Origin of the sequence: Vibrio sp. 10N.261.55.F4 (genome assembly GCF_041470465.1) — a bacterium.
Taxonomy (GTDB): Bacteria; Pseudomonadota; Gammaproteobacteria; order Enterobacterales; family Vibrionaceae; genus Vibrio; species Vibrio crassostreae_C.
The window spans coordinates 471,395-493,347 of sequence record NZ_JBFRMM010000002.1; the positions used below are offsets into that span (position 1 = coordinate 471,395).

At 45.3% G+C, this 21,953-nt stretch carries 17 protein-coding genes; 6 read left to right on the top strand and 11 right to left on the bottom strand.

Annotation, left to right across the window (positions count from 1 at the left end; genetic code table 11):
* Positions 1–32 precede the first annotated feature (32 nt).
* The 4 genes from AB4249_RS02875 to AB4249_RS02890 all read left to right on the top strand — a co-directional run bounded on the left by AB4249_RS02875 (position 33) and on the right by AB4249_RS02890 (position 5,584).
* Positions 33–602, top strand: a complete 570-nt coding sequence (locus AB4249_RS02875; RefSeq protein ID WP_017065300.1) for a hypothetical protein — start codon at positions 33–35, stop codon at positions 600–602.
* Between the two features lie 6 nt (positions 603–608).
* Positions 609–4,070 (top strand): transcription-repair coupling factor, encoded by a 3,462-nt coding sequence (gene mfd / locus AB4249_RS02880; RefSeq protein WP_372102289.1) that lies wholly within the window; start codon positions 609–611, stop codon positions 4,068–4,070.
* Positions 4,071–4,133: 63 nt separating this feature from the next.
* Positions 4,134–4,901 (top strand): peptidoglycan binding protein CsiV, encoded by a 768-nt coding sequence (locus tag AB4249_RS02885; protein ID WP_372102290.1) that lies wholly within the window; start codon positions 4,134–4,136, stop codon positions 4,899–4,901.
* 137 nt (positions 4,902–5,038) lie between these two features.
* Positions 5,039–5,584 carry a GNAT family N-acetyltransferase gene (locus tag AB4249_RS02890; RefSeq protein WP_017060225.1) on the top strand — a complete coding sequence of 182 codons (546 nt, stop codon included), beginning with the start codon at positions 5,039–5,041 and terminating at the stop codon, positions 5,582–5,584.
* 111 nt (positions 5,585–5,695) lie between these two features.
* On the opposite strand, the gene AB4249_RS02895 is transcribed toward AB4249_RS02890, so the two are convergent.
* From AB4249_RS02895 to hinT, 7 genes are all read right to left on the bottom strand, one after another.
* Positions 5,696–6,985, bottom strand: a complete 1,290-nt coding sequence (locus AB4249_RS02895; protein WP_009847154.1) for an NAD(P)/FAD-dependent oxidoreductase — start codon at positions 6,983–6,985, stop codon at positions 5,696–5,698.
* Positions 6,986–7,497: 512 nt separating this feature from the next.
* Positions 7,498–8,037: an alpha/beta hydrolase YcfP gene (ycfP, locus tag AB4249_RS02900; RefSeq protein ID WP_009847155.1), complete on the bottom strand. Its 540-nt coding sequence runs from the start codon at positions 8,035–8,037 to the stop codon at positions 7,498–7,500.
* Positions 8,038–8,145: 108 nt separating this feature from the next.
* A complete protein-coding gene (locus AB4249_RS02905; protein WP_017060224.1) occupies positions 8,146–9,000 on the bottom strand; it encodes a phosphotransferase in 855 nt (284 codons plus the stop codon).
* Positions 9,001–9,205: 205 nt separating this feature from the next.
* A complete protein-coding gene (gene lpoB, locus AB4249_RS02910) occupies positions 9,206–9,796 on the bottom strand; it encodes a penicillin-binding protein activator LpoB (protein ID WP_004736264.1) in 591 nt (196 codons plus the stop codon).
* Between the two features lie 86 nt (positions 9,797–9,882).
* On the bottom strand, positions 9,883–10,266 hold the full coding sequence (locus AB4249_RS02915) for a YcfL family protein (protein ID WP_017060222.1): 384 nt from the start codon (positions 10,264–10,266) through the stop codon (positions 9,883–9,885).
* Entirely contained in the window at positions 10,266–11,657 is a 1,392-nt protein-coding gene (locus AB4249_RS02920) for a COG3014 family protein (protein ID WP_108121520.1), read from the bottom strand. Before AB4249_RS02920 ends, AB4249_RS02915 begins: the two co-directional genes overlap by 1 nt.
* Positions 11,658–11,953: 296 nt before the next feature.
* Positions 11,954–12,304, bottom strand: a complete 351-nt coding sequence (gene hinT / locus AB4249_RS02925) for a purine nucleoside phosphoramidase (RefSeq protein WP_017065295.1) — start codon at positions 12,302–12,304, stop codon at positions 11,954–11,956.
* 277 nt (positions 12,305–12,581) lie between these two features.
* Between hinT and AB4249_RS02930 the strand changes: the two genes are divergently transcribed.
* Both AB4249_RS02930 and AB4249_RS02935 read left to right on the top strand, forming a co-directional pair.
* The gene (locus tag AB4249_RS02930) at positions 12,582–14,573 is read left to right on the top strand and encodes a methyl-accepting chemotaxis protein (RefSeq protein WP_372099806.1); all 1,992 of its coding nucleotides are present in this window, start codon (positions 12,582–12,584) and stop codon (positions 14,571–14,573) included.
* 197 nt (positions 14,574–14,770) lie between these two features.
* On the top strand, positions 14,771–15,937 hold the full coding sequence (locus AB4249_RS02935) for a DUF1887 family protein (protein WP_019822442.1): 1,167 nt from the start codon (positions 14,771–14,773) through the stop codon (positions 15,935–15,937).
* A gap of 213 nt (positions 15,938–16,150) precedes the next feature.
* Here the strand turns inward: AB4249_RS02935 and udp are convergent, their stop codons facing one another.
* From udp to AB4249_RS02955, 4 genes are all read right to left on the bottom strand, one after another.
* The gene (gene udp, locus AB4249_RS02940) at positions 16,151–16,909 is read right to left on the bottom strand and encodes a uridine phosphorylase (protein ID WP_017065292.1); all 759 of its coding nucleotides are present in this window, start codon (positions 16,907–16,909) and stop codon (positions 16,151–16,153) included.
* A gap of 282 nt (positions 16,910–17,191) precedes the next feature.
* Positions 17,192–19,549: a zinc/cadmium/mercury/lead-transporting ATPase gene (locus tag AB4249_RS02945; RefSeq protein WP_372102291.1), complete on the bottom strand. Its 2,358-nt coding sequence runs from the start codon at positions 19,547–19,549 to the stop codon at positions 17,192–17,194.
* A 153-nt stretch (positions 19,550–19,702) separates the two neighbouring features.
* Complete coding sequence (locus AB4249_RS02950) at positions 19,703–21,166, bottom strand: MATE family efflux transporter (RefSeq protein WP_372102292.1); 1,464 nt, start codon at positions 21,164–21,166, stop codon at positions 19,703–19,705.
* 179 nt (positions 21,167–21,345) lie between these two features.
* Complete coding sequence (locus AB4249_RS02955; RefSeq protein WP_017060213.1) at positions 21,346–21,762, bottom strand: CBS domain-containing protein; 417 nt, start codon at positions 21,760–21,762, stop codon at positions 21,346–21,348.
* Between the last annotated feature and the right edge of the window lie 191 nt (positions 21,763–21,953).

The window sequence follows — 21,953 nt, forward strand, 5'->3', positions numbered from 1 at the left end:
ATAATCAATAGATCACTTCAAGGAACTAACGCATGACAGAACAAGAGTTTTTCACCGTTCACCATAGCCTTACCGCTAATATTGAACCAATGGACAGCGGCTTCACTTTACCCTCTCAAATTCAATTCGAATCTGAGATCCCAGCACCATTTGTGGTGGCAAGTGAATTTAGCCAATTGGATCTGTTAGCTGACAGCGCTCGAGCGGAACTGAAAAACAGCGACTTGAAGAATGTCACCAGTTTATTGGATGCACAAAACTCAAAATTAAACCTCTTGTTGAGCTTTATGTTATCGCAGCAAGATGATGAGAAATTTCGCACTCACACCTATTCATTTGGTGCGAGTCAGTTTTCCTGCTTTTCAAAAGCAGACATCGAACCGGGTCGCTTAGTAAAAGCCAAACTTTTTCTAGAGCACCCAGCTGCAGCCATTTATTGCTACGCAGAAGTATTTGCTAGCGAGGCGAAAGACTCAGGTTTCGAAATCAAATTTAAATACGCTCATCTTCGCGATACCGACCAAGACCTGCTAATTAAAGCGGCACTTTATCAACAACAGAAACTCTTGCGTCAACGCTCTCTAGACCGAGATAACAAGTAAATTAACATGACCAAAAAATCCATATTTACACTACCTAAACTTAAAGGTGCCGGTGACAAAAAGCACATCGGTAACCTAGTCGGTTCGTCTCTCGCTCTTGCCATTGCCAAACTCGCAGAGCAACACAACAGCCATACCGTCTTGGCTGTACCCGATCCTCAAATCGCACTCAAGCTTCAATCAGAAATTGAACAGTTTACGTCACATGAAGTGGCACTATTCCCTGATTGGGAGACTCTGCCATACGACAGCTTCTCACCGCACCAAGAGATCATTTCTGACCGTATCGCTCGCCTTTATGCACTGCCAACGTTAAAAGATGGCATCACGATCGTACCGATCAGCACGCTACTACAACGTCAGTCGCCACGTGACTTCTTGTTGCAGCACACCTTAATGGTGAAAACGGGTGATCTGTACTCGTTAGAGAAGCTGCGTCTTCAACTTGAAAAGTCTGGCTATCGTTATGTAGACCAAGTGTTTGGCCCGGGTGAGTATGCGAGTCGAGGTTCAATTCTCGACTTGTTCCCAATGGGCAGCAAAGACCCGTATCGTATCGACTTCTTCGATGACGAGATCGACACCATCCGTACTTTCGATCCTGAAAATCAGCGCTCTATTGAAGACATCTCTGAGATCCGTTTGCTGCCAGCTCACGAATTCCCAACCTCGGAAACGGCAATTGAAGATTTCCGTATTCGTTGGCGCCAACAGTTTGATGCCCGCCGCGAACCAGAATCGGTTTATATGCAGGTATCTAAAGGCACATGGCCTGCTGGTATTGAGTATTGGCAACCACTGTTCTTCGATCACACAGAAACCTTGTTTGATTACGTTGCCGATGAAGCGCAACTGCTGATTCTAGGTGATGTCGAGACTGCAGTAGACTCATTCCTAACGGACGTTGCTCATCGATACGAACAGCGCGGTGTTGACCCATTACGGCCACTTCTCACGCCTGAACAACTGTGGCTGAAGAAAGACGAGCTGTTCGCACACTTCAAACAGAAGCCACAAGTCAATCTGAGCTTAGATTCAATTGAAGAGAAAGCTGGACGTACCAACCTTCCGGTTGTGTCTCTTCCTGATCTCAGTGTTCAGCATCAGAATAAAGAGCCACTCGCAAACCTAAGAAAGTTCACTGAAGCCTTCGAAGGAAAAGTGGTCTTTTCAGTTGAGTCTGAAGGTCGTCGTGAAGCTCTGAGTGAATTACTGCGAGGCATTAAAGTTCGTCCAAGCGAAGTTGAAAACCTCGATGCGGCGATTAAAGGTATAGATAAGTTCAGCCTGATCTTAGGGTCAGCGGAACATGGCTTTATCCACGAAGAGCAAAACATCGCCCTTATCTGTGAAAGCGACCTGTTGGGTGATCGCGTTGTTCAGCGCCGTAAGAAAGACAAAAAAAGTGTTAACAGCGACACTGTCATTCGTCACTTAGCCGAACTTAAACCAGGTCAGCCTGTTGTACACATTGACCATGGTATAGGTCGCTACATCGGCCTACAGACTCTCGAAGCCGGTGGTATGAAAACCGAATACGTAACCCTTGAGTATCAAAACGATGCCAAGCTCTACGTACCTGTTGCTTCTCTGAACTTAATCGGACGTTACTCGGGTGGCGCTGAAGATTCAGCACCACTACATAAACTCGGTGGCGAAGCGTGGCAAAAAGCTCGTAAACGCGCCGCGGAGAAAGTCCGTGACGTTGCAGCAGAGCTACTTGATGTTTACGCCAAGCGAGAGCTAAAACCTGGCTACAAATTTGTGCTCGACCGTGGCCAATACGCGACTTTCAAATCTGGCTTCCCGTTTGAAGAAACCGATGATCAAGCGATGGCCATCAATGCTGTTATGTCTGATATGTGCCAAGCCAAAGCCATGGACCGTTTGGTGTGTGGTGATGTTGGCTTTGGTAAAACCGAAGTCGCGATGCGTGCAGCATTCGTTTGTACCGACAACAGCAAACAAGTAGCGGTTTTAGTTCCTACTACTCTACTTGCTCAGCAACACTTCGAAAACTTCCGTGACCGTTTCGCCAACTTGCCGATTCGTGTTGAGGTTCTATCCCGATTCAAATCAGCTAAAGAGCAAAAACTAATCATGCAAGATGTCGCCGACGGTAAAGTGGATATCCTAGTCGGGACTCACAAGCTGCTTTCGAGCGATATTAAGTTTAAAGACCTAGGCCTGCTGGTTGTCGATGAAGAACACAGATTTGGTGTACGTCAGAAAGAGAAAGTGAAAGCGATGCGTGCGGATGTCGATATTCTAACGCTTACTGCGACACCGATCCCGCGAACGCTGAACATGGCAATGAGTGGCATGCGTGACCTTTCGATCATCGCTACACCACCCGCACGACGCTTGGCAATTAAAACCTTCGTTCGCGAGAGTGATGATGCCATCGTCAGAGAAGCGGTGCTGCGTGAAATCATGCGTGGTGGCCAGGTTTACTTCCTACACAACCAAGTCGACACGATTGAGAAAACAGCAGAGTCATTGCAAAAGCTGATTCCAGAGGCGCGCGTGACTGTAGCTCATGGCCAGATGCGAGAGCGCGAACTGGAACGCATCATGAATGACTTCTACCACCAGCGCTTCAACTTACTGGTGTGTACAACCATCATTGAAACCGGTATCGACGTACCAACGGCAAATACCATCTTGATGGACAGAGCCGATAACCTTGGTTTAGCACAGCTGCACCAATTACGTGGTCGTGTAGGTCGTTCGCACCACCAAGCTTATGCTTACTTGTTAACGCCACACCCTAAAGCAATGACCAAAGATGCGATCAAGCGATTGGATGCGATTGCTTCGCTCGAAGACTTGGGCGCAGGCTTTACCTTAGCAACTCACGATTTAGAGATTCGTGGTGCGGGTGAGCTGTTGGGTGATGAACAGAGTGGTCAAATCCAGTCGGTTGGTTTCACCTTGTACATGGAGATGCTTGAACAAGCGGTTGAAGCGTTGAAAGAAGGTCGAGAGCCTTCGCTTGATGATCTATTGCGTGAACAAACTGAAATTGAGATGCGTCTGCCTGCACTATTGCCAGACGACTATATTCCAGACATCAACACGCGTTTATCAACATACAAACGTATTGCGAGTGTGAGTGACACCGACGAATTGGCAGAGTTGAAAGTCGAGCTGATTGATCGCTTTGGCCTTCTGCCTGATGCAACCAAGAACTTATTATCAGTTTCTGAGCTAAAATTAGCCGCAGCGTCTATCAAAGCGAAGAAAATTGAAGCCCACGATAAGGGTGGATTCTTAGAATTCTACCCGGATGCTGACATAAACCCGACCTACCTTGTTAAACTGTTGCAATCTCAACCGCAAAAGTTTTCAATGGAAGGACCAACAAAGTTCAAGTTTACGATACCATTGGTCGACAGACGGAAGCGAATTCAATTTGTTAGTGATTTATTGGGCGAATTCAGACAAAACTTGCTGCCTTCAGCATAAGACCCAATCCACTTGCACATATAAATTATCCAGCCGGTAGTTCGGCTGGAAGACGGAGTAAAAATGAAAAGACTGATCCCACTGCTACTATTGTTCGTCTCACTGCCAAGTTTGGCGCAGAGACAATTTGATATAGAAGTGATCATTTTTAAGCGCGCTGTTGATGCAGAGAAGGTGAACGAATCTTGGCCAAATACACAGCCTAAGATTTCACTTGAACGCGTTGGTTCATTTCAAGATACCCAATACCGAGCAAAGAAAGGCGTTCAAATGCTACCTTACTCGGAATACAAGTTAACGCCTCAGAAAGACAAGCTACGTAAACACGCTGGCTTTGAAGTTCTGATGCATACCGCTTGGCGTCAAGGCGACCAAGGTAAGAGCTCGGCACCTGTTTTCCATATTCAAGCAGGTAAAGATTTCTCTAAACAGTTTAATGCTGATGGCTCTGAAAAAGGCGCAATCACTGCAGGCAGCGCTGATGGGTTCCAAGAAGAGATCATTGATAAGCCACTCTACGAATTAGACGGCAAGCTGCAAATCTACGTTCAGCACTACCTATACGCTGAAACGACATTAGATTTAAAAGCGCCAAGCGTTCGTGAAGTGACTCTACAAGAGCAACAAATTGAGCTAGATTCACCAGTAAGTGGCGCAGAAAGCAACGTCCAGGTGGGCAATCTAACTGAAATTTCTCCGACGGTTGAAGTCCAAGAGTTCCTTAAGAGCTACCGCATGGACCAAAAACGTCGTATGCGCAGTACAGAAACTCATTACCTTGACCACCCACTTCTTGGAATGGTGATTCAAGTTAGACGTGTAGCGCAGTAAATTACTTGCCGATTCGGCTATAATTATATAAATAATTCAATCCGCCCTCCTAGTGAGGGCGTTTTATTAAGTGCTATCTATCTTTATTCTGTACTGACTCTCTTTGCTCAGTACTTACACGTTACTTGGTACGCTCTATGAGCCCTGAATTTCAGATCAACACACAAAATCTTAGCCTTAAAATCATTGAGGCCTCAGATGCTCAAGAATTTTCTCAGCTGGTTAAGTCCTCCCCTAGCTTGCTGCCATGGGTCGACTGGTGTCATAAAGAGTTTTCTATCGTCGAGGCCGAGAAATTTATTCTGGCAACTCGCCTGAACTGGGTGAAAGCCGATGCGTTTGGCTTTGGCATCTTTGAACGAAAAAGCGATAAGTTAGTCGGTATGGTTGCCATTAATGAGCTTTACCACACCTTTAATATGGCGAGTTTAGGTTATTGGGTCGGTGATGACTTTCAAAGGAGAGGGATCGCCAAAGAAGCGATGTTCGCCCTATTTGAATTTTGTTTCGCGCAACTCAAGTTAACGCGTTTGGAGATTGTCTGCGATACCGAGAACCTACCCAGCCAAAAGTTGATCGAGAAGTGTGGCGCTGAGCGAGAAACCATTGCCCAGAATCGATTTCTGTTTAACGGTAAGCCGAAAGATGGCGTGGTTTATTCTGTGCTACCTCCAACGTCTTAACAGCAGAAATGAGTTCAACACCTGCGATAATCCATAATCGACACGATCAAAAAAGAGCTCCGAAGAGCTCTTTTTTATTATCAGCGTAATGCTCTGAGAAGGCTTACCTGATTAGTGAAGCTTTAGGTTTGGACGAAGTACACGGTTAATACGACCAACCAGCATCATCAGTGATGTTTTGATTAAGCCGTGAAGCGCCATCTGGTGCATGCGGTACAAAGAGATGTAAACCACACGAGCAATACGACCTTCGACCATCATCGAGCCTTTCGTCAGGTTACCCATCAAACTACCTACCGTAGAGAAACGGCTAAGTGAAACTAGCGAGCCTTTGTCTTTGTAGATGTAGTCTTTCAGGTCACGACCGTTCAACTTAGCAATGATGTTGCTGAATGCACAGCTTGCCATTTGGTGAGCCGCTTGTGCACGTGGCGGAACGAATGAACCGTCTGCTTGTGTACATTGCGCCAAGTCACCGATTGCAAAGATGTTGTCATCCAGTGTTGTTTGCAGCGTGTTCTTCACAACCAACTGGTTGATACGGTTGGTTTCAAGACCACCGATATCTTTCATGAAATCTGGTGCTTTGATACCTGCTGCCCATACCATGATTTGAGCTGGGATCTTGTCACCATCTTTGGTTGTTAGGCCGTCAGAATCCGCCTGAGTCACCATCGTATTCGTACGAACGTTCACACCAAGCTTGGTTAGCTCAGAGTGTGCTGCACTTGAAATACGAGGAGGTAGAGCTGGAAGAATACGCTCACCCGCTTCAACTAGGTTTACGTTCAGCTTGCTTGAATCTAGGTCGCCGAAGCCGTAAGTACGAAGTTCTTTAACGGCGTTGTGTAGCTCTGCAGAAAGCTCTACACCAGTTGCACCAGCACCAACAATCGCGATGTCTACCGTGCCTTGTCCGTTCTTAGCGTGAAGCTTTAAGAACTGATTGTTCATTTCTGTACGGAAACGGTGTGCTTGCTCTGGGCTATCAAGGAAAATACAGTTGTCACGAACGCCTGGAGTGTTGAAGTCGTTTGACGTTGAGCCTAGCGCCATCACTAGAATATCGTATTCAAGTTCACGGCTTGGCATCAGCAGTTCACCGTGCTCGTCTGTAAGCTCGCTTAGTGCAATCACTTTACGCTCACGATCGATGTCGTTCAGGCTGCCCATTTGGAAATCGAAGTAATGGTTTTTTGCGTGCGCACGGTAGCTTAATGCATCAACACCTTCATCCAGTGAGCCCGTTGCTACTTCATGAAGTAATGGTTTCCATAGGTGGCTTGCTTTACGGTCTACCAGAGTAATCTGGGCACGTTTCTTACGACCTAAAGTGCGGCCTAGCTTAGTTGCTAGTTCTAAACCACCAGCACCGCCGCCTACTACGATAATTTTTGTCACAATGACAATCCTCTACAAAATGAATAAATGGGGTTCGGCTCGATTACTCCAACCGATAAATTCTATGTATCTACTCGGCCTTGAATGCGAAGGCTGTTACAAATTGGGTTACCGCGAAAAAGAATAACGACAGCTCACCGAGTAGTTAGAGGGGTTACAAACAACAAATAATGGTTTGTTGCTTTGCTCACGTGGATATAAAAGGTGACTACCTGAGAGGCAGAACACAAATTATGGGCAAGTTTTTTCACTCGCTCTCAATTTTTTTTGATATTTGTCAAAATATTTTGCTTGGGAACATTATATATAGCAAAAAGATGACCGCAACAAAAAAATCCTTACCCTCAATGAGGATTCGCGACTAATTAGTTAACGTTTGCGCAAACTGATCTATAAATGCACAAACCGACCGATAAAACATATACAACTACTTTATCAATACCAGTCTCTAAGATTCAGATGTGAAAAAGCAGCACTCATTGAGCACTGCTTTTATAAAACATCTGGATTGATTAAGCGTTTTTGAACGCTTTCATTGCTTGAAGATGTTGAGAGATCTTTTTGAATTTATGACTCTCTTTCTCATCCCAGATTACATCATAGTAATCTTCTAGCGCGGCAGCTGTTTTGGTATTGTCGTGAATTTCATCTTCACGAGAAAGCACCACTAAACAGCGTCCTTTGTTTTTCATACGGTACTGAGCAACACATTTAGTTGCGATGTCTTCGTACTCTTCTGGACGGTCAATTCGACCTACCATGTTGTTCTCAGGGTGCAGATTAGGGTTGAACACCACCTGCTTAATCCCACATAAGAAACCAATACGCTCAGACCAAAAACCACCTAAACCTACACCACAAATAATGGGATGCGGATCATCGGATTGCTCTATCACCTTATGCACTTCTTTTAGCAGATGCTGCATATCGTGTTTTGGATGCAAAGTACTGTAGTTGATGAAACGAACGTCATCATCAATGAATTGCAACTGCAGTATTTTTTCGTGATTGCCCGGGCTTGTTGAGTCGAAGCCATGTAGATAGATAATCATTGTACCTCCCCCGTTGAATATTGGTACGTTTTGATCAATCTAACACGAAAAACAAGGTTTTAAAGGTAACAGCTGAGAAATTATATTTTTCACTTCCTAAACGTGATCCTAGCTACATAAAGTGTGACTCAGAGCCTCCGCTTCACGCAGATAACTTTCATCGCCCCAAAGCTGATGAGCAAGTAAATACCATAGCATCGCCATCATCTGGCTTCTTGGTAACCATGCTTCTACACCATCAAGCCAAGGCTGAACATCATGGATTCCTCGCAGCTGACAGTACTTCTCAACCGCTTCTGTGACTGGCGCGCCAGCAACCGCAATGGTTAATGTCAAATCGAGCCTAGGGTCTGCGAGCGCAGCGTATTCCCAATCAATAATCTTAATGCAGTCACTGTTTCTCACTAGGTTATAACCACCTAAGTCAAAATGGCACAAAGACAGGTCAACATTGGTAATACTCGGAGCCACGCGCCACTCTTGATAAATCTTAGTGCAGGCTTCAGTCTTATGAATCGCATCAAGCTGCAGCCAGTAATGGTCGACTCGCGCCGTGAAACTGAATGGTTGCAGTGGTAATCGCGCAGTATTAACCAGATGAACAGAGATCAGCGTTTTCAACAGGTCATCGAGTTCTAGATCTTCGTAAAGTGTCTCACCCGCAATCCACTCAACCAGTAACCCCTGCTCATTCACTACCATTGGGCTTGGCCCGATACCGAGTCGCTCAATGGCAGACAGCACTTGGTACTCTTCATGGCGAGAAATGAAGAACGCTTTGGTGATAGGTGTGGTTGGCCGCCAAACATACGCAGTACCATCGGCATCGACCAACTTCCAACATCGATTGGTCAAACCGCCTGTTAATGTCTGTGCTCTAACTGGAGGCTCAGAAAAGTAACCGTCAAGCGAACTCAAACTGGTATCAAGAAGCTTAGCCTCAGACCAAGAAAAAATTGCCATATTTACTCCCTATAAACGTCTTAACTGCCCTATAAACGTCTTCATTTCCCTACAAAAAAGACACTGACCAAAAGCCAGTGTCTCTTCATAAACAGCACATCATGCACTGCATTGGCGTGTGACCAAGCTATGTGTGGCCAAGCTATACGCTGCCAAGACTAGACGCTGTCAAAACTGGCTGCGTTTAGTTGGCAAGTAAGCGAAATTAAAGGCCTAGTAGGCTCTTAGATTGTTGCTTACGGATTTCAGTCTCGTCAGCCCATTCAATCAAGCCAGACTCAAGATCCATTAGACGCATCGTCATTTTGTAGTAAACGTCTTCGTCGCTACCGTCTTTCTTAACGATGCTTGATAGGTTGCCGTACAGCATGTATTGAGCACCGACCATTTTACCGAATTGAATTGCTGAGCTTTGATTTACAAGCTCATCATTGTTTTGGAAGTTCAATTGGTCACGAACAGACTCTACACGGTCCATATCAACGAAACGGAACTTACCAGAATTCAGCATTTTAGTACTGATAGTGTCAGTGATTGACTCAGTATCGATGTGCTCACTTGTCTTGTTCTTGATTCGCTCTACGAACACGATTGGACGTTGCTCTCGAGTAATGTAAGACACTGAACCAGACGCCATCATGCTATCGACCATTTCACCCGCAATCGTTTGAAGGTCAGTTGAACCGAAATCGATTGTCGTGGTTTCTACTGCTTGTGCATCACCGTAGCTTACCTTGTTTGAACAACCGCCTAAAATAACCGCTAAACCTAGTAGCGCAACGACACTCTTTTTCATTTTGTTTCCTCAACTTATCACTGAGCGGGGTTACCCACACTCTTAAATTCTTGTATTTACGAATCATTAGACCCGTTTTATCAGACTTACTGCTCTCGGAACTGGACTCTGAACTGAGTTGCTTTCGGGTTTACCGACACTTCCGACAACGAAATGCTTTCAAAACCACGAACAATGGCTTGCTTCCAAGGGCCTTGTTTTAGATTGACCTCAAGCCCGGCATCGTCGTACCAGTAAAAACGATAAAGGATATGTTGATCGCCTTTATAGTTACTGTTTAAACGAACGATTCCGCGCGTATGACCGTCGACCAGATCGGTACGGATATCTTCAACCTGTAAACGGCTGCCCAATACCTTGTCACCAAAGAAAACGTTCTGAGTCAGACTATCAACCCTTACGCCAGCTGTATTATCAGCACAACCAGCCAGAGCCATAACCGCTGCTAAACTCACTAACCACTTTTTCATTACAGCCTCCCTAGCTGTTTATGCCACATTGTTGCGTTGTTACCTTGTCGAGAAATCCACACCAAAGTGGTCTGCCCTTCTCGGATATCAAAGTCATACGTTTTAGCGCCCGCTTCTAGCGTATATTGACCGCTGTTTGCTACGAACGTGCTGCTCTTAATCTCAGCCGGTAGAGATTGCCAACTGCGAGTATCTGGTTGTTCGGTGAATGTATTCCACACATTGAACAAGATATTGCCGACATCGTTGCCTTTGGTTGCTTCTTTACGAATGCGATCTTTCGCGACTACACGTAGCGCTTGGCGAATAACAATGCTCGTCATACGTTCAGATAAATCATTCTGAGCCATCGCGTTTACATCCGTGATCAGGTGTTCTTGTAAAGGTTGTCCGCTGATTCGCAAGGCAGAAAAACGCTCTACGTTTTGACTCGGGTAATAGGGCAGCGCAAGAGAGTATATTGCCCCCTGATCGCGACTGTCATAAACAGGTAAATCTAGTCGCCAACTGTCCATAGCTTGTACAGCGCTCTGCTCTTGAAGAACAATCACTCGCCCTTCACCTGTACTAAGTTTAGAAGACTGCTTATAGCGTTTTTCTAATGTCGCTAAATCTTGTCGCATCCCTAAACGTGCGGCAGTTGCCATCGTTCTGTCGATGATTTCTTGGTTATCTGGCATCACAGCCAAAGCACGACGATAGTCAACATAGGCACTGTTTAAATCATTTGAAGCTTCATAAAGCAGACCAGACAAGAACATCAGATACGCATTCTGTACTGACTGCAGCTTTTTACCCGCATCAGGGTAATTAGCAAGGATGCTACCCACATTGGCAGACAACCCCTGCTTCTTCGCATCGCTGGCTGCACGGTCTAACTCAGCTTCACGTTGCTTCTTTGCTTGTTCTTGAACTTGGTTGGCGCGACGCATTTCAATCACCGCACCTTCTAAATCGTTTTTCTTGAGATAATTTAAACCGAGATACAGATGAAGAAACCCCAGTTCATAATCGGCTGGCACATACTCGGTAATATTATCATTCACCGCCAACGCACCCACGCTGGTCGCACTGTCTGAAATCGAGATAACGGCTTTTCTTTGCTGCTCAGTTACCGCCTGATCCGCCACTTCAAACGAAGACTTACTCTCTGGGTATTGCTGATCCAGAAGGTTAATTCTACCTCTTTCAAAGTTATCAAGGATGTCACCCGCAGCGTAATCTGGTAGCTCTTGTTGAGCCTCTGAATAATCTCCAGATTTAACGGCTTGGTAGATCTCTTTGTTTTGCGCGCTGTAATGACTGAACAGGTTTCCTGCAGACATACTTGCACAGCCCACAGTCAACGCCGATAACAGGGCAATGGAAGCGAATCTAAACTGTTGCTTCACTTATCGTCTCCGTGCATGTTTAAAATGCCAACTTTGTTAGGGTCTGTTGACCTTTAATGGTCTCATTATCAAAACGAAACGCGTTGTAAAAAGGATCTCAAGCCAGTTGAAACCCTACTGATTTAGCCTCTGCCTAGGCGATGCCGATATTCAGACAACAGATAGAACTTAAAGTTGGCATACAAACTACAAATTTTCCAACTAACTACTTGTGTTAACCCACTAATGAGCGCGTTTAAACTAGCTCATTAGCTTTCATTAACTCGTTAGCTTTTCATTAGCTCATTAACTTTTTATTAGCTCATTAATAGGGGGCCAAGTGGACGGCCGCCAACCAAGTGCATGTGAATATGATAAACCTCTTGGCCACCGTGAGAGTTACAGTTCACGATAAGACGATAGCCATCTTCTGCAATGCCCTCTTCTTTTGCTAACTTGCGAGCAACAGTAAACATGCGCCCCATCATCGCTTCATCTTCGACTTCAACATCGTTGGTTGTCGGAATCAGCTTGTTTGGGATGATTAGGATATGGCTTGGCGCGCGAGGGTTAATATCGCGAAATGCGGTTACTAAATCGTCTTGGTATAGTAGATCTGCTGGGATTTCTTTGTTGATGATCTTAGTAAAAATGGTTTCTTCAGCCATGTTTCTCTCCGATAAAACATTTATTTTTTAATGCTTTGAGTATGCGCTATGCCGCATCAAACCACAATAAATCTGCTTTAAAGCATAATAAAAAACACCGTTCAAATCAAAGAAAACGAGCCTTAGCTCTCAAGAATGGCATGTTGGTTATAACTGAGCGCTATTTTTGACGTGTGCGTCATAAAATGCGTAAGCCGAGCTCAATAGAATGCTGATAATTTTGTTAGTTTTACTTTGACCTGACATTAGGTCTGAATTTTTATTTAGGGAGAAAGCCATGAAGGGATCTGTGATCAAGCGTATGTACGCTGGTTTCGCACTGATCATCATCATGTTCGCAGTCACGATAACCATCATGATGAACAGCATGAATCAGATACACAGCAATTTTGAGAGTGTCTCAGAAACCTCATTACCACTTGTCGCGCTTTCAAATCAAACAAGTGTTCAATTGCTTTCTGCTGATAAGTCATTCAAAGATTTCTTAACCACACAAAACGCTGAACGCATGTCCGCAATGCGTACAGAATTTGCTGCATCACAAAACTCTTTTTCTGAAGTTCTAAGCAATCTAGAAGCGGCAAGCCAGAACGACTCAACACTCATCGAACGAATTGCACAATTACGAGCGATGGAAGAACGCTACTTTACAGAAGCAGACGAAGCGATGAACAACTACGTCGCGATGTTCGAAGCACAAGAACAAGTGCAAAAAGCCTCTCGTGACTTCCAACGCTTACATTCAGAATTAACCGTTGGCATGAAAGAGTACGTTGCCGACCAAAAAAGCATCTCTGTTAAAGTGATGGCAAAGAGCTACTTCATTAAACTGCAAGACGCAGAGGTCATCACCTCTGATGCACTAGCTAGCTCTGATGTTGCCTTCGTTCAGAAAGCCGTTAACCAAAATAAAAAGGCCGTTACTCACCTTAACTATGCTTATCGCGGTCTATCAACACAACTACCAGCACTTAAAAATGTCTTCGATGAGTCGGTTCAGAAGTTCACCAAAGACGTTGGTCAGAAAGGTGGCGTACTAGACAAACACAACAACTACCTACAAGCCAAGCAAGCGCTGTACGTGAACATCGCCAACCTAGCTGTAGAAGTTGACCAAGCAATGGCTGTTTTGGACTCGTTCAACGTAACTGCTGAAGAGCAACTCAACTCATCACTAGCAGACGCAAGCAGCATCTACGACAAAGGCCTATTCAACGCGATTGCAATTGGCATTGTTGTAACCGTGTTCGCAGCTGCAATTGGTTACCACATTGCACATAGCGTACGAGAGCCATTAACTCGCATCCTCGGTACGTTAGAAGGTCTAACCGAAGGCGATATGACTCAGCGTATCGATATTCGCTACGACAACGAATTCAGCCGCGTGAGCCGTCACATCAACACCTTGGCTGACAACCTACACAACATCCTTGTGAAGCTGAATGACGCTTCAGATGACTTAACTAAGACTGCAAGCGTCAACCAGAAGACGTCATCTGAAACGCAGGCTCAATTGAACAGCCAACGTGAGCAAACCGCGACTGTTGCGACCGCAATGACAGAGATGTCTCATTCTGTACAAGAAGTGGCGAACAGCGCGCAAAGCTCACTCACCATGGTTCAACAAGTAGAATCGGCTTCTGAGTCTGGTCGTCAGATCATGAACACCAACATCAGCACCATTAATCAGCTTGAAGTTCGCCTTACTGAATCAGTGGGCGCTGTAGGCGAGCTACAACAGATGAGTAGCCAGATTGGTTCAATCCTTGACGTTATTCGTGGTATTGCTGAACAGACCAACCTACTTGCACTTAACGCGGCAATCGAAGCAGCGCGTGCTGGTGAACAAGGCCGTGGGTTTGCAGTCGTTGCCGATGAAGTACGAGTGCTAGCGCAAAAGACCACTCAATCGACCTCTGAAATCGAGACCATGATCAGTAACCTGCAATCAAGCTCGAAAACAGCAAGCAACGTTATTGAAAGCTGTATGAGCGATATGGACATGTCGGTTCAACAAGCTTCAAGTGCAAACAGTGCGATGGAAGAGATCCAAGCCTTGATTCTAGAGATCAGCCACATGAGTACACACATCTCTCAAGCAGCCGCTGAGCAGAGTGAAACGTCTGGTGATATTGCACGCAACATCGAAGACATCAACCATATCGCAGATAAGAGTTACCAAGCGATGTCTTCAATTGCAGAAGCCAGCCAAAACCTAACAATTTTGGCGAATCAGCAAGGTGATTTAGTACATCAATTCAAACTATAGATAAATGAAGAATCGATAGATATTTAGTGAGATTGTTGAGACTTCTTACCCAATAGTGGTAACTAATTGAGCTAGGGCAACTTTTATCAAGGGTTGCCCTTGTTTTTTATGAGCTTTGTCATTATATGATTATTAAGGCTTGCTGCTTCCCGTTTTTTCTTTCACCTTTATGAGCGAGCCGCTATTAAGGAATTTATATGGCTGTTCATGTTGGCATTATCGATCAAGACCCCATTCGCTTGCTCACCCCATTACTTGATAACCGAACGGTCAGCACCCACATCGTGTTTATCGGCGACAAGAATCAAGTCAGTATGTACAAACGTTTAGACAGCGTTTTGCATAAGCGCGACATTACGAGTGAGTTTTTCGAAATTCCGACCATCGTAAATACGTCCGTCATTAAAGAATCTATCCAAACCCTTGCCGAAGACCTCAAAGCACGCGGTCAAGAAGTGAAGCTCAACGCAAGTTGTGGCCTTCGTCACCGCCTACTTTCTGTGTACGAAGTATTCCGTACTTACCACTGGCCAATCTTCGTGGTTGAACCAAACAGTGACAAGCTGTGTTGGTTGTACCCAAATGGTAAAGAAGATGCACAAGTTCAAGACCGCATCACCATCGACGACTACCTGACTGTGTTCGGTGCTCGCGGTGAATTCAGCGATGTTCAGCTGTCTCCGCAACTGGATCAGAAACTTTATGAACTGGGTGAACGTTGGGCTAGTAACGCACTCGAACTAGGCCCTGGCCTTGCGACATTGAACTACCTAGCAACGACCTGCCGTAAAGAACAAAAACTTGATGTAGGGCTATCTGAGAAGCAACAAGGCTATCGAGAGCTCAACATGCTGCTGAGCGATTTGGTTGAAGCTAAGATTGCGACTTACGACAACGGTATTTTGACCTTTGCCAATGAAGACGCACGACGCTTCTCAAACGGTGAATGGCTTGAAACATTGGTTCACAGCACAGTTAAGCAGATCCAAGATGACATGCCGACCATTCAAGACCGTTCTTTGAATGTTCAGGTATACCGTCAACTGGGTGAACGTGAGGTTCGTAACGAGCTTGATGTTGCCTCTGTGGTGAACAATAAGCTGCACATCATCGAATGTAAGACCAAAGGCATGCGTGATGATGGTGATGACACCTTGTACAAACTGGAATCGCTTAGAGACCTGCTAGGTGGCCTACAAGCACGTGCAATGTTAGTGAGCTTCCGCCCTCTTCGCCATAACGACATCACACGAGCTGAAGATCTTGGCCTTGCATTGATTGGCCCTGACGAATTGAAAGATCTTAAAACACACCTAACGGCATGGTTTACAGCTGCGGGTGGCAATGAAGATCTAGAGTACTAAAAACCAATAAGCTCATGAGAGCTCAATGCTCTTAAGCAGATTGTTAAAAAGGCGAATGACGATTAAGTCACTCGCCTTTTTTGTTGTCTGTTTTCTCTATTGATTACTTTCAGACGGCACAAAAAAATGGCCGCATCATACGATGCGGCCATTTTCAAAATTTAATGTCACTTGAAGACTTAATGCTCTCTAAAACTCAGAGCACTTTAAGACTTAAAGCATTTTACGAGCGGCTTCTACAACCACTTTGATTGAACGTGCTTCTGTTACTTTTAGAGTGTCGTGATCAGGCGTCTCTTTTTGAGTACGGTTGATGATTACACCAGCAACACAACCTGCTTTCAGACCAGAACTTGCACACATAGTTAGCAGTGTTGCAGATTCCATCTCGAAGTTTAGAACGCCCATGTCTTGCCATTCTTGCATAGAGCCTTGGAAGCGCTTAACAACGCGACCAGAGAACGTGTCGTAACGCTCTTGACCTGGGTAGAACGTATCGCTTGATGCCGTTACGCCCATGTGAACTGTTGCACCTGATTCATCAACTGCCGCTTTCATTGCTGTTGCAACTTCAAAGTCAGCCACTGCTGGGAACTCCATAGGAGCAAAGTGTAGGCTAGCGCCGTCTAGACGAACAGAACCTGTAGAAACAATCATGTCACCCACGTTTACGTGAGGTTGGATAGCACCAGTCGTACCAACACGTAGGAAAGTGCGAACACCAAGTTGAGCAAGCTCTTCAACTGCGATAGAAGTCGATGGACCACCAATACCTGTTGAACATACAACAACTGGTTTGCCGTCTAGCTCTGCGCGGTAAAGCGTGTATTCACGGTGACTAGCAAGGAATACTGGGTTCTCCATCTCTTCTGCAATTTTTTGCACACGAGCAGGATCACCAGGGATGATCGCAAGAGTAGCACCGTTAAGATCTGCTTCAGTAACACCTAAGTGGAAAACAGCTTGAGACATAGTTCGCTCCTTTTGGCTTATTGGGCTTTTTACCCTTATTTAAGCTCATAGTAAATTCGTGGGGTACGAACACACTCTAACCAAGCTCATTACAAAATGAAGTGACACATGTCACATGAATGATCGCAACAATAATTCAAGTTTCACAAAAAACCGATTGGCATCACAAAAATAAGCAATCCGCACGCCTATGTTGCATACTAATGAGACAAAAAGCGCCTTTAACGTATTACCGCTAAAGGCGCTTTTATATTAAGAATGCTCTATGTCGGTGAGCTCGATTTAGTCCGCTTTAGATTTAAATCGAAGCAGACGCAATGCGTTCAATGTCACCAATGCAGTTGCACCACTATCCGCTAAAACTGCCACCCACAAACCGGTAATACCTAACAAGCTTGTCACCAAGAATACGACCTTCAAACCAAGCGCAAGGGCTACGTTTTGACGGATGTTGTTCATGGTCGCTTGCGACAGTTCAATCATCGCTGGCAGCTCAGTTAAACGGTTATGAGTCAGTGCTGAATCCGCCGTTTCCAAAGCGACATCCGTACCACCACCCATTGCGATGCCGACATTCGCCGTTTTCATTGCTGGTGCATCATTAATGCCATCACCGACCATCGCCACGTGCGACTGTTGAGATAACTCCTCAACGTAAGATACCTTGTCGCTTGGCAATAGGCTTGCCTTGTAATGCATACCAATCTTGCTACTGATCGCTGCTGCACTGCGCGGATTATCGCCGGTCAACATGATAGATTGAATACCTAATTCATTAAGTCGTTCAATCGCAAGCTTAGCGTCACTACGTAACGTATCTTGCCAAGCAATCAGACCAATCACCGTCGTAGCTTGCTCTGTTGATTCTTCTTGATCTTTAACCTCAAGAGCAACCACAACCGTCTTGCCCTCACCTTCTAATGCTTCTACCTGAGAAACCACATCGGCACCAAGTTCGAACGTGACTTTAGACGGTGACAGAACCTGATACTTAACACCATCAACATCCCCTTCAACACCACTACCAATCAACGCTTTCTTGTTGTGTGATTCAGGAATCTCAATATTCAGGTCTTTTACTTTAGCGACAAGTGACTGCGCCAACGGGTGAGTAGAGCCAACTTCAATCGCCCCAACCACACGCAGCATCGCGTCTTGTTGCCACCCCGATAGAGGTTGAATATCCGTAACCTGAGGCTTACCTTCGGTCAGTGTGCCTGTCTTATCGAAGGCGATGGTTTGGATTTTACCAAGCTGCTCTAGCGCTGCGCCGCCTTTAATGAGCGCGCCACGTTTCGCTGCTGCTGCTAAGCCAGAGGTAATCGCTGCAGGAGTCGAGATAACCAAGGCACACGGACAAGCAATCAACAATAGCGCTAGGCCACGGTAAACCCATGTTTCCCATGGCTGCGCAAACAACAATGGTGGTGTGATGATGACCAACAGAGCCACTACCATCATTAACGGTGTGTACCAACGGCTGAACTTATCGAGGAATCGCTCTAGTGGTGCTTTACGAGACTCTGCTTCTTCAATCAGATGAAGAATGCGATCGATCGCGTTCTCACCCTGTTTTGAAGTGATGGTGATACGAACCACTTTATCGACCACCACAGCGCCAGCCATGATGCTGTTACCTTCGATATGTTCAACAGGAACAGATTCACCGGTTAACGCACTTTCATCAAAGCTTGCCGCGTCTGTAATCAATTGTCCGTCAGCAGGTAAACGAGAGCCCGCAGCCACTTCAATCACATCACCTGGAACCAGTTCACTGACGGCAACTTCTACACGTTCGCCGTTGATGATCTTAGTCGCGTTTTCTGGTACCAATGCCATTAGCGCTTGAACGCCACTTCTTGCTCGAGATGAAGCAAACGCTTCTAAGCGCTCACCAATCAAGAACAACAATAGAACCATCGCAGCTTCCACAGTTTCGCCAAGGTACAAAGCACCCAGCGCGGCAACACTCATTAAGGTTTCAATAGCAAATGGTGTTCCTGAGCGTGCCAACTGAACCGCTTTTTTCGCCACCGGATATAAACCAAGCAGACAAGTTACCGTAAACAAGCCTTCACTTAATTGAGGTGAGGTGCTTTTCACAAGCACTGCAAACAGCATTGCCGCTGCAATCGCGATAATCTGTAAATTAGGTTGGATATGAGCTTGCCAAAAAGTCTCAGGTTGTTGTTTTTCTTTCTTTGAACCGACTTCCGTAAGAGGGAAACCCGTTTTGATAGAGACCTGTTCAATGGTGTCAGCAATGCTTTCATTATCGAATTTCACAACCAGCTTTTCGGTAGCAAAGAGAACCTTCGCTTGAATAACACCGTCAATATTGCTGATCGCGTTTTCTATTTTTCTTGCACAAGCTGGGCAGTCCATTCCGGCAACCAGCCAACTTTTCGAAAATTTGGCATCGAGAGATAAAGTTGAGGACTGACTGTCTTCTTCTCCACTGTCCGACGAGCTACAACAATCATCTCCAGACGATGACGGAGCAGCAGAAGAGCTACAACAACCAGATGAAGTGCCTGCTGCTGTGATGCTTGAAATTTTAGGGCTAGAGCAACTTGCTCCTGCCGCTTGAGGTTGAACGTCCACTTTTGCTGAGCGGCACGCTGCATGTTTTGCGCACATAATGTATCTCCTTAATACTCAAAAGCCTTGAGGTTGTTGCTAACTTACGAGCAACAGAACCTTAAGTTCATCAAAAGTATAAACCTTGGAGGCTACTCCAAGGTCAAGAAGAAGTTTTCAAGAAAACAAAAATATTATGCCAGCGCCGATGGCTTACTGAGATTTAAGCTCCGCACACTCTTCACGGTTAGCGGATACATCATCAATAAGAACCGCATCGTGTGAACAGAATGGCTGAGTGTTCAAGCTGACAATCGACACATCATCTTCCACTGGATCAACTTGAGATCCTTGCATCAGTTCAGCGATATGATGTCGAAGCACCAAGATACCTAAAATTCCGAACAAAACATTACCCAAAGCTTGACCATAGAGAACACCCAAAGCGCCATACCATTGCGAACCTAGATATACGAACGGCAGAGTACCTAACGTCGCTTTACCCAAATTCAATGCTGTCGAGTAAAGCGGTTTACCTAGGTTATTAAAAGAGGTGTTGGCAACAAATAGCGCACCGTTAAAGATGAAGGTTAAAGCCACATAGGTACAGAAAGCTGCCACAATAATTGCTGCATCACCTTGTAGACTAAAGCCTTGAATGACATAACCTTGAACGAAGTACAACAGAATACAAACAGCGATGGTGTATGCCGTAGTAACCAGCAATGAGTTATTGAGTGTTTCTTTTACTCGGTCCATGCGTTCAGCACCAAAGTTCTGACCAATGATTGGCCCCACAGCGCCAGACAAGGCAAAGATAACCGCAAAACAAACTGGCGTCAGACGACCTATCACGGCAAAGCCCGCGACAAAATCCTCACCATATTGTGCGATACCCGTTGTTACAATCGCATTACCGATAGGCGTTGCGGTATTGGTGATAATCGCAGGCAGCGCAATCGCCAATATTGGTCGAATATTAATGCGCCATTGCACAAAAGAAGGCGGAGCTACCAGCTGATGGCTGCGAATAAGAGGATAAAGCGAAAAGAATAGCACCGAGAAACGAGCGACAACCGAAGCGATAGCCGCCCCTTCGATGTTCCAACCAAAACCAAAAATAAACAGAGGATCGAGAATCGCGTTAACAATGCCGCCAGACAAAGTTGCCCACATCGAACGCTTAGCATCACCTGCCGCTCTTAAGCCCGCACCCGCTGCCATCGCTAACGCCAAAAATGGACCACTAGGTAGCAAAATCTGTAGGTAAGCTTGAGCGCGTTCGGCTGCAATGCCTTTGGCGCCTATCGCGGCTAGCAGCTCTGGAATATAAGCGAACATGATTGCAGTTATGGTTGAACTGATAACAAACGCAGTCAGCATGATACTGGTGCTTAGGTTTCGAGCGTGCTCTTGATTCTTAGAGCCGATGGCTTTGGACACTAATGCGCCCATGGCAATGGAAGTACCGATAGAAACGGAGGTAGAAAAGAAAGTCAGCGTACCTGCAAAGCCTACCGCAGCAGCCAATTCAACCTGTCCGAGCATACTGATAAACAGCATGTCGAGCAGATCGACCACAAATAACGCCATCAAACCGACAGAGCCAGCCCCCGACATCACCAATATGTGGCGCATCGTTGAACCTTCAACAAACTTTGCCGTTTGATTTGACATGAAACCTCCAAAAGTTGGAATACCCAAGAGCTAAAGCCTAATCAGCTGTTCAACTGTTCAACTGGCTAGGGATCCAAAAAGAAAGGATCGACCAAGAAAAGCGCTATACAGAAAAAAGGCGCTAGTGCGCCTTTTTTCAATTGAGAGTATTGAGAAAAATAATCGTTCTTAACACGCTACTATACCTGATGTTTGAAGCATTCTTCCAAGTTCTTGCCAATTGCTCTCAAAACATCAGTTCTGGTGATAATACCCACCAGTTTTCGATTATCGATCACAGGGTATGCTTTAGGTTTTCCAACCTGCATCATGTCCGCCAATTCAATAATGGATAAGTCAGGTGACACCGACAGCACTTCTTGGTACATACAGTCACCCACAAGGTGTGTGTCTTGGCAGAAGTAACTGACCTTCACAAGTTTCTCGAGTAAATCCTGCTCTGAAAGGAAGCCAATCACTTGTTCGTTATCATCGATTACGGGCCCACCCATATGGTGGCTACGCATCACTTTGTCTAACGCTAGACTTAACGGCATATCAGGAGTAAATGTCACAACCTGCTGCGTCATGTAATCTTTCACTTTAATAGAATGCATTGCGTTCTCCCTAAATACTTTGCGTCATATATTTTCTATCTTGTTAAGTTAATTGTTGTCTAAAATCTTGATTTTACTAAATGGATTTCAACAATTTTATTGATAGGCAAAACCTAACAAGACAAAAAAGTGAGACAAACAAAGGGTTGAGCACGTTTTCGAACGCCAGAAAAAAGAAAAAAAGAGCCCTT

Coding starts and splice junctions, on each gene's coding strand:
- AB4249_RS02875 (WP_017065300.1), top strand. CDS start 33: ATGACAGAACAAGAGTTTTTCACCGTTCACCATAGCCTTACCGCTAAT.
- mfd (WP_372102289.1), top strand. CDS start 609: ATGACCAAAAAATCCATATTTACACTACCTAAACTTAAAGGTGCCGGT.
- AB4249_RS02885 (WP_372102290.1), top strand. CDS start 4,134: ATGAAAAGACTGATCCCACTGCTACTATTGTTCGTCTCACTGCCAAGT.
- AB4249_RS02890 (WP_017060225.1), top strand. CDS start 5,039: ATGAGCCCTGAATTTCAGATCAACACACAAAATCTTAGCCTTAAAATC.
- ycfP (WP_009847155.1), bottom strand. CDS start 8,037: ATGATTATCTATCTACATGGCTTCGACTCAACAAGCCCGGGCAATCAC.
- AB4249_RS02905 (WP_017060224.1), bottom strand. CDS start 9,000: ATGGCAATTTTTTCTTGGTCTGAGGCTAAGCTTCTTGATACCAGTTTG.
- lpoB (WP_004736264.1), bottom strand. CDS start 9,796: ATGAAAAAGAGTGTCGTTGCGCTACTAGGTTTAGCGGTTATTTTAGGC.
- AB4249_RS02915 (WP_017060222.1), bottom strand. CDS start 10,266: ATGAAAAAGTGGTTAGTGAGTTTAGCAGCGGTTATGGCTCTGGCTGGT.
- hinT (WP_017065295.1), bottom strand. CDS start 12,304: ATGGCTGAAGAAACCATTTTTACTAAGATCATCAACAAAGAAATCCCA.
- AB4249_RS02930 (WP_372099806.1), top strand. CDS start 12,582: ATGAAGGGATCTGTGATCAAGCGTATGTACGCTGGTTTCGCACTGATC.
- AB4249_RS02935 (WP_019822442.1), top strand. CDS start 14,771: ATGGCTGTTCATGTTGGCATTATCGATCAAGACCCCATTCGCTTGCTC.
- udp (WP_017065292.1), bottom strand. CDS start 16,909: ATGTCTCAAGCTGTTTTCCACTTAGGTGTTACTGAAGCAGATCTTAAC.
- AB4249_RS02945 (WP_372102291.1), bottom strand. CDS start 19,549: ATGTGCGCAAAACATGCAGCGTGCCGCTCAGCAAAAGTGGACGTTCAA.
- AB4249_RS02950 (WP_372102292.1), bottom strand. CDS start 21,166: ATGTCAAATCAAACGGCAAAGTTTGTTGAAGGTTCAACGATGCGCCAC.
- AB4249_RS02955 (WP_017060213.1), bottom strand. CDS start 21,762: ATGCATTCTATTAAAGTGAAAGATTACATGACGCAGCAGGTTGTGACA.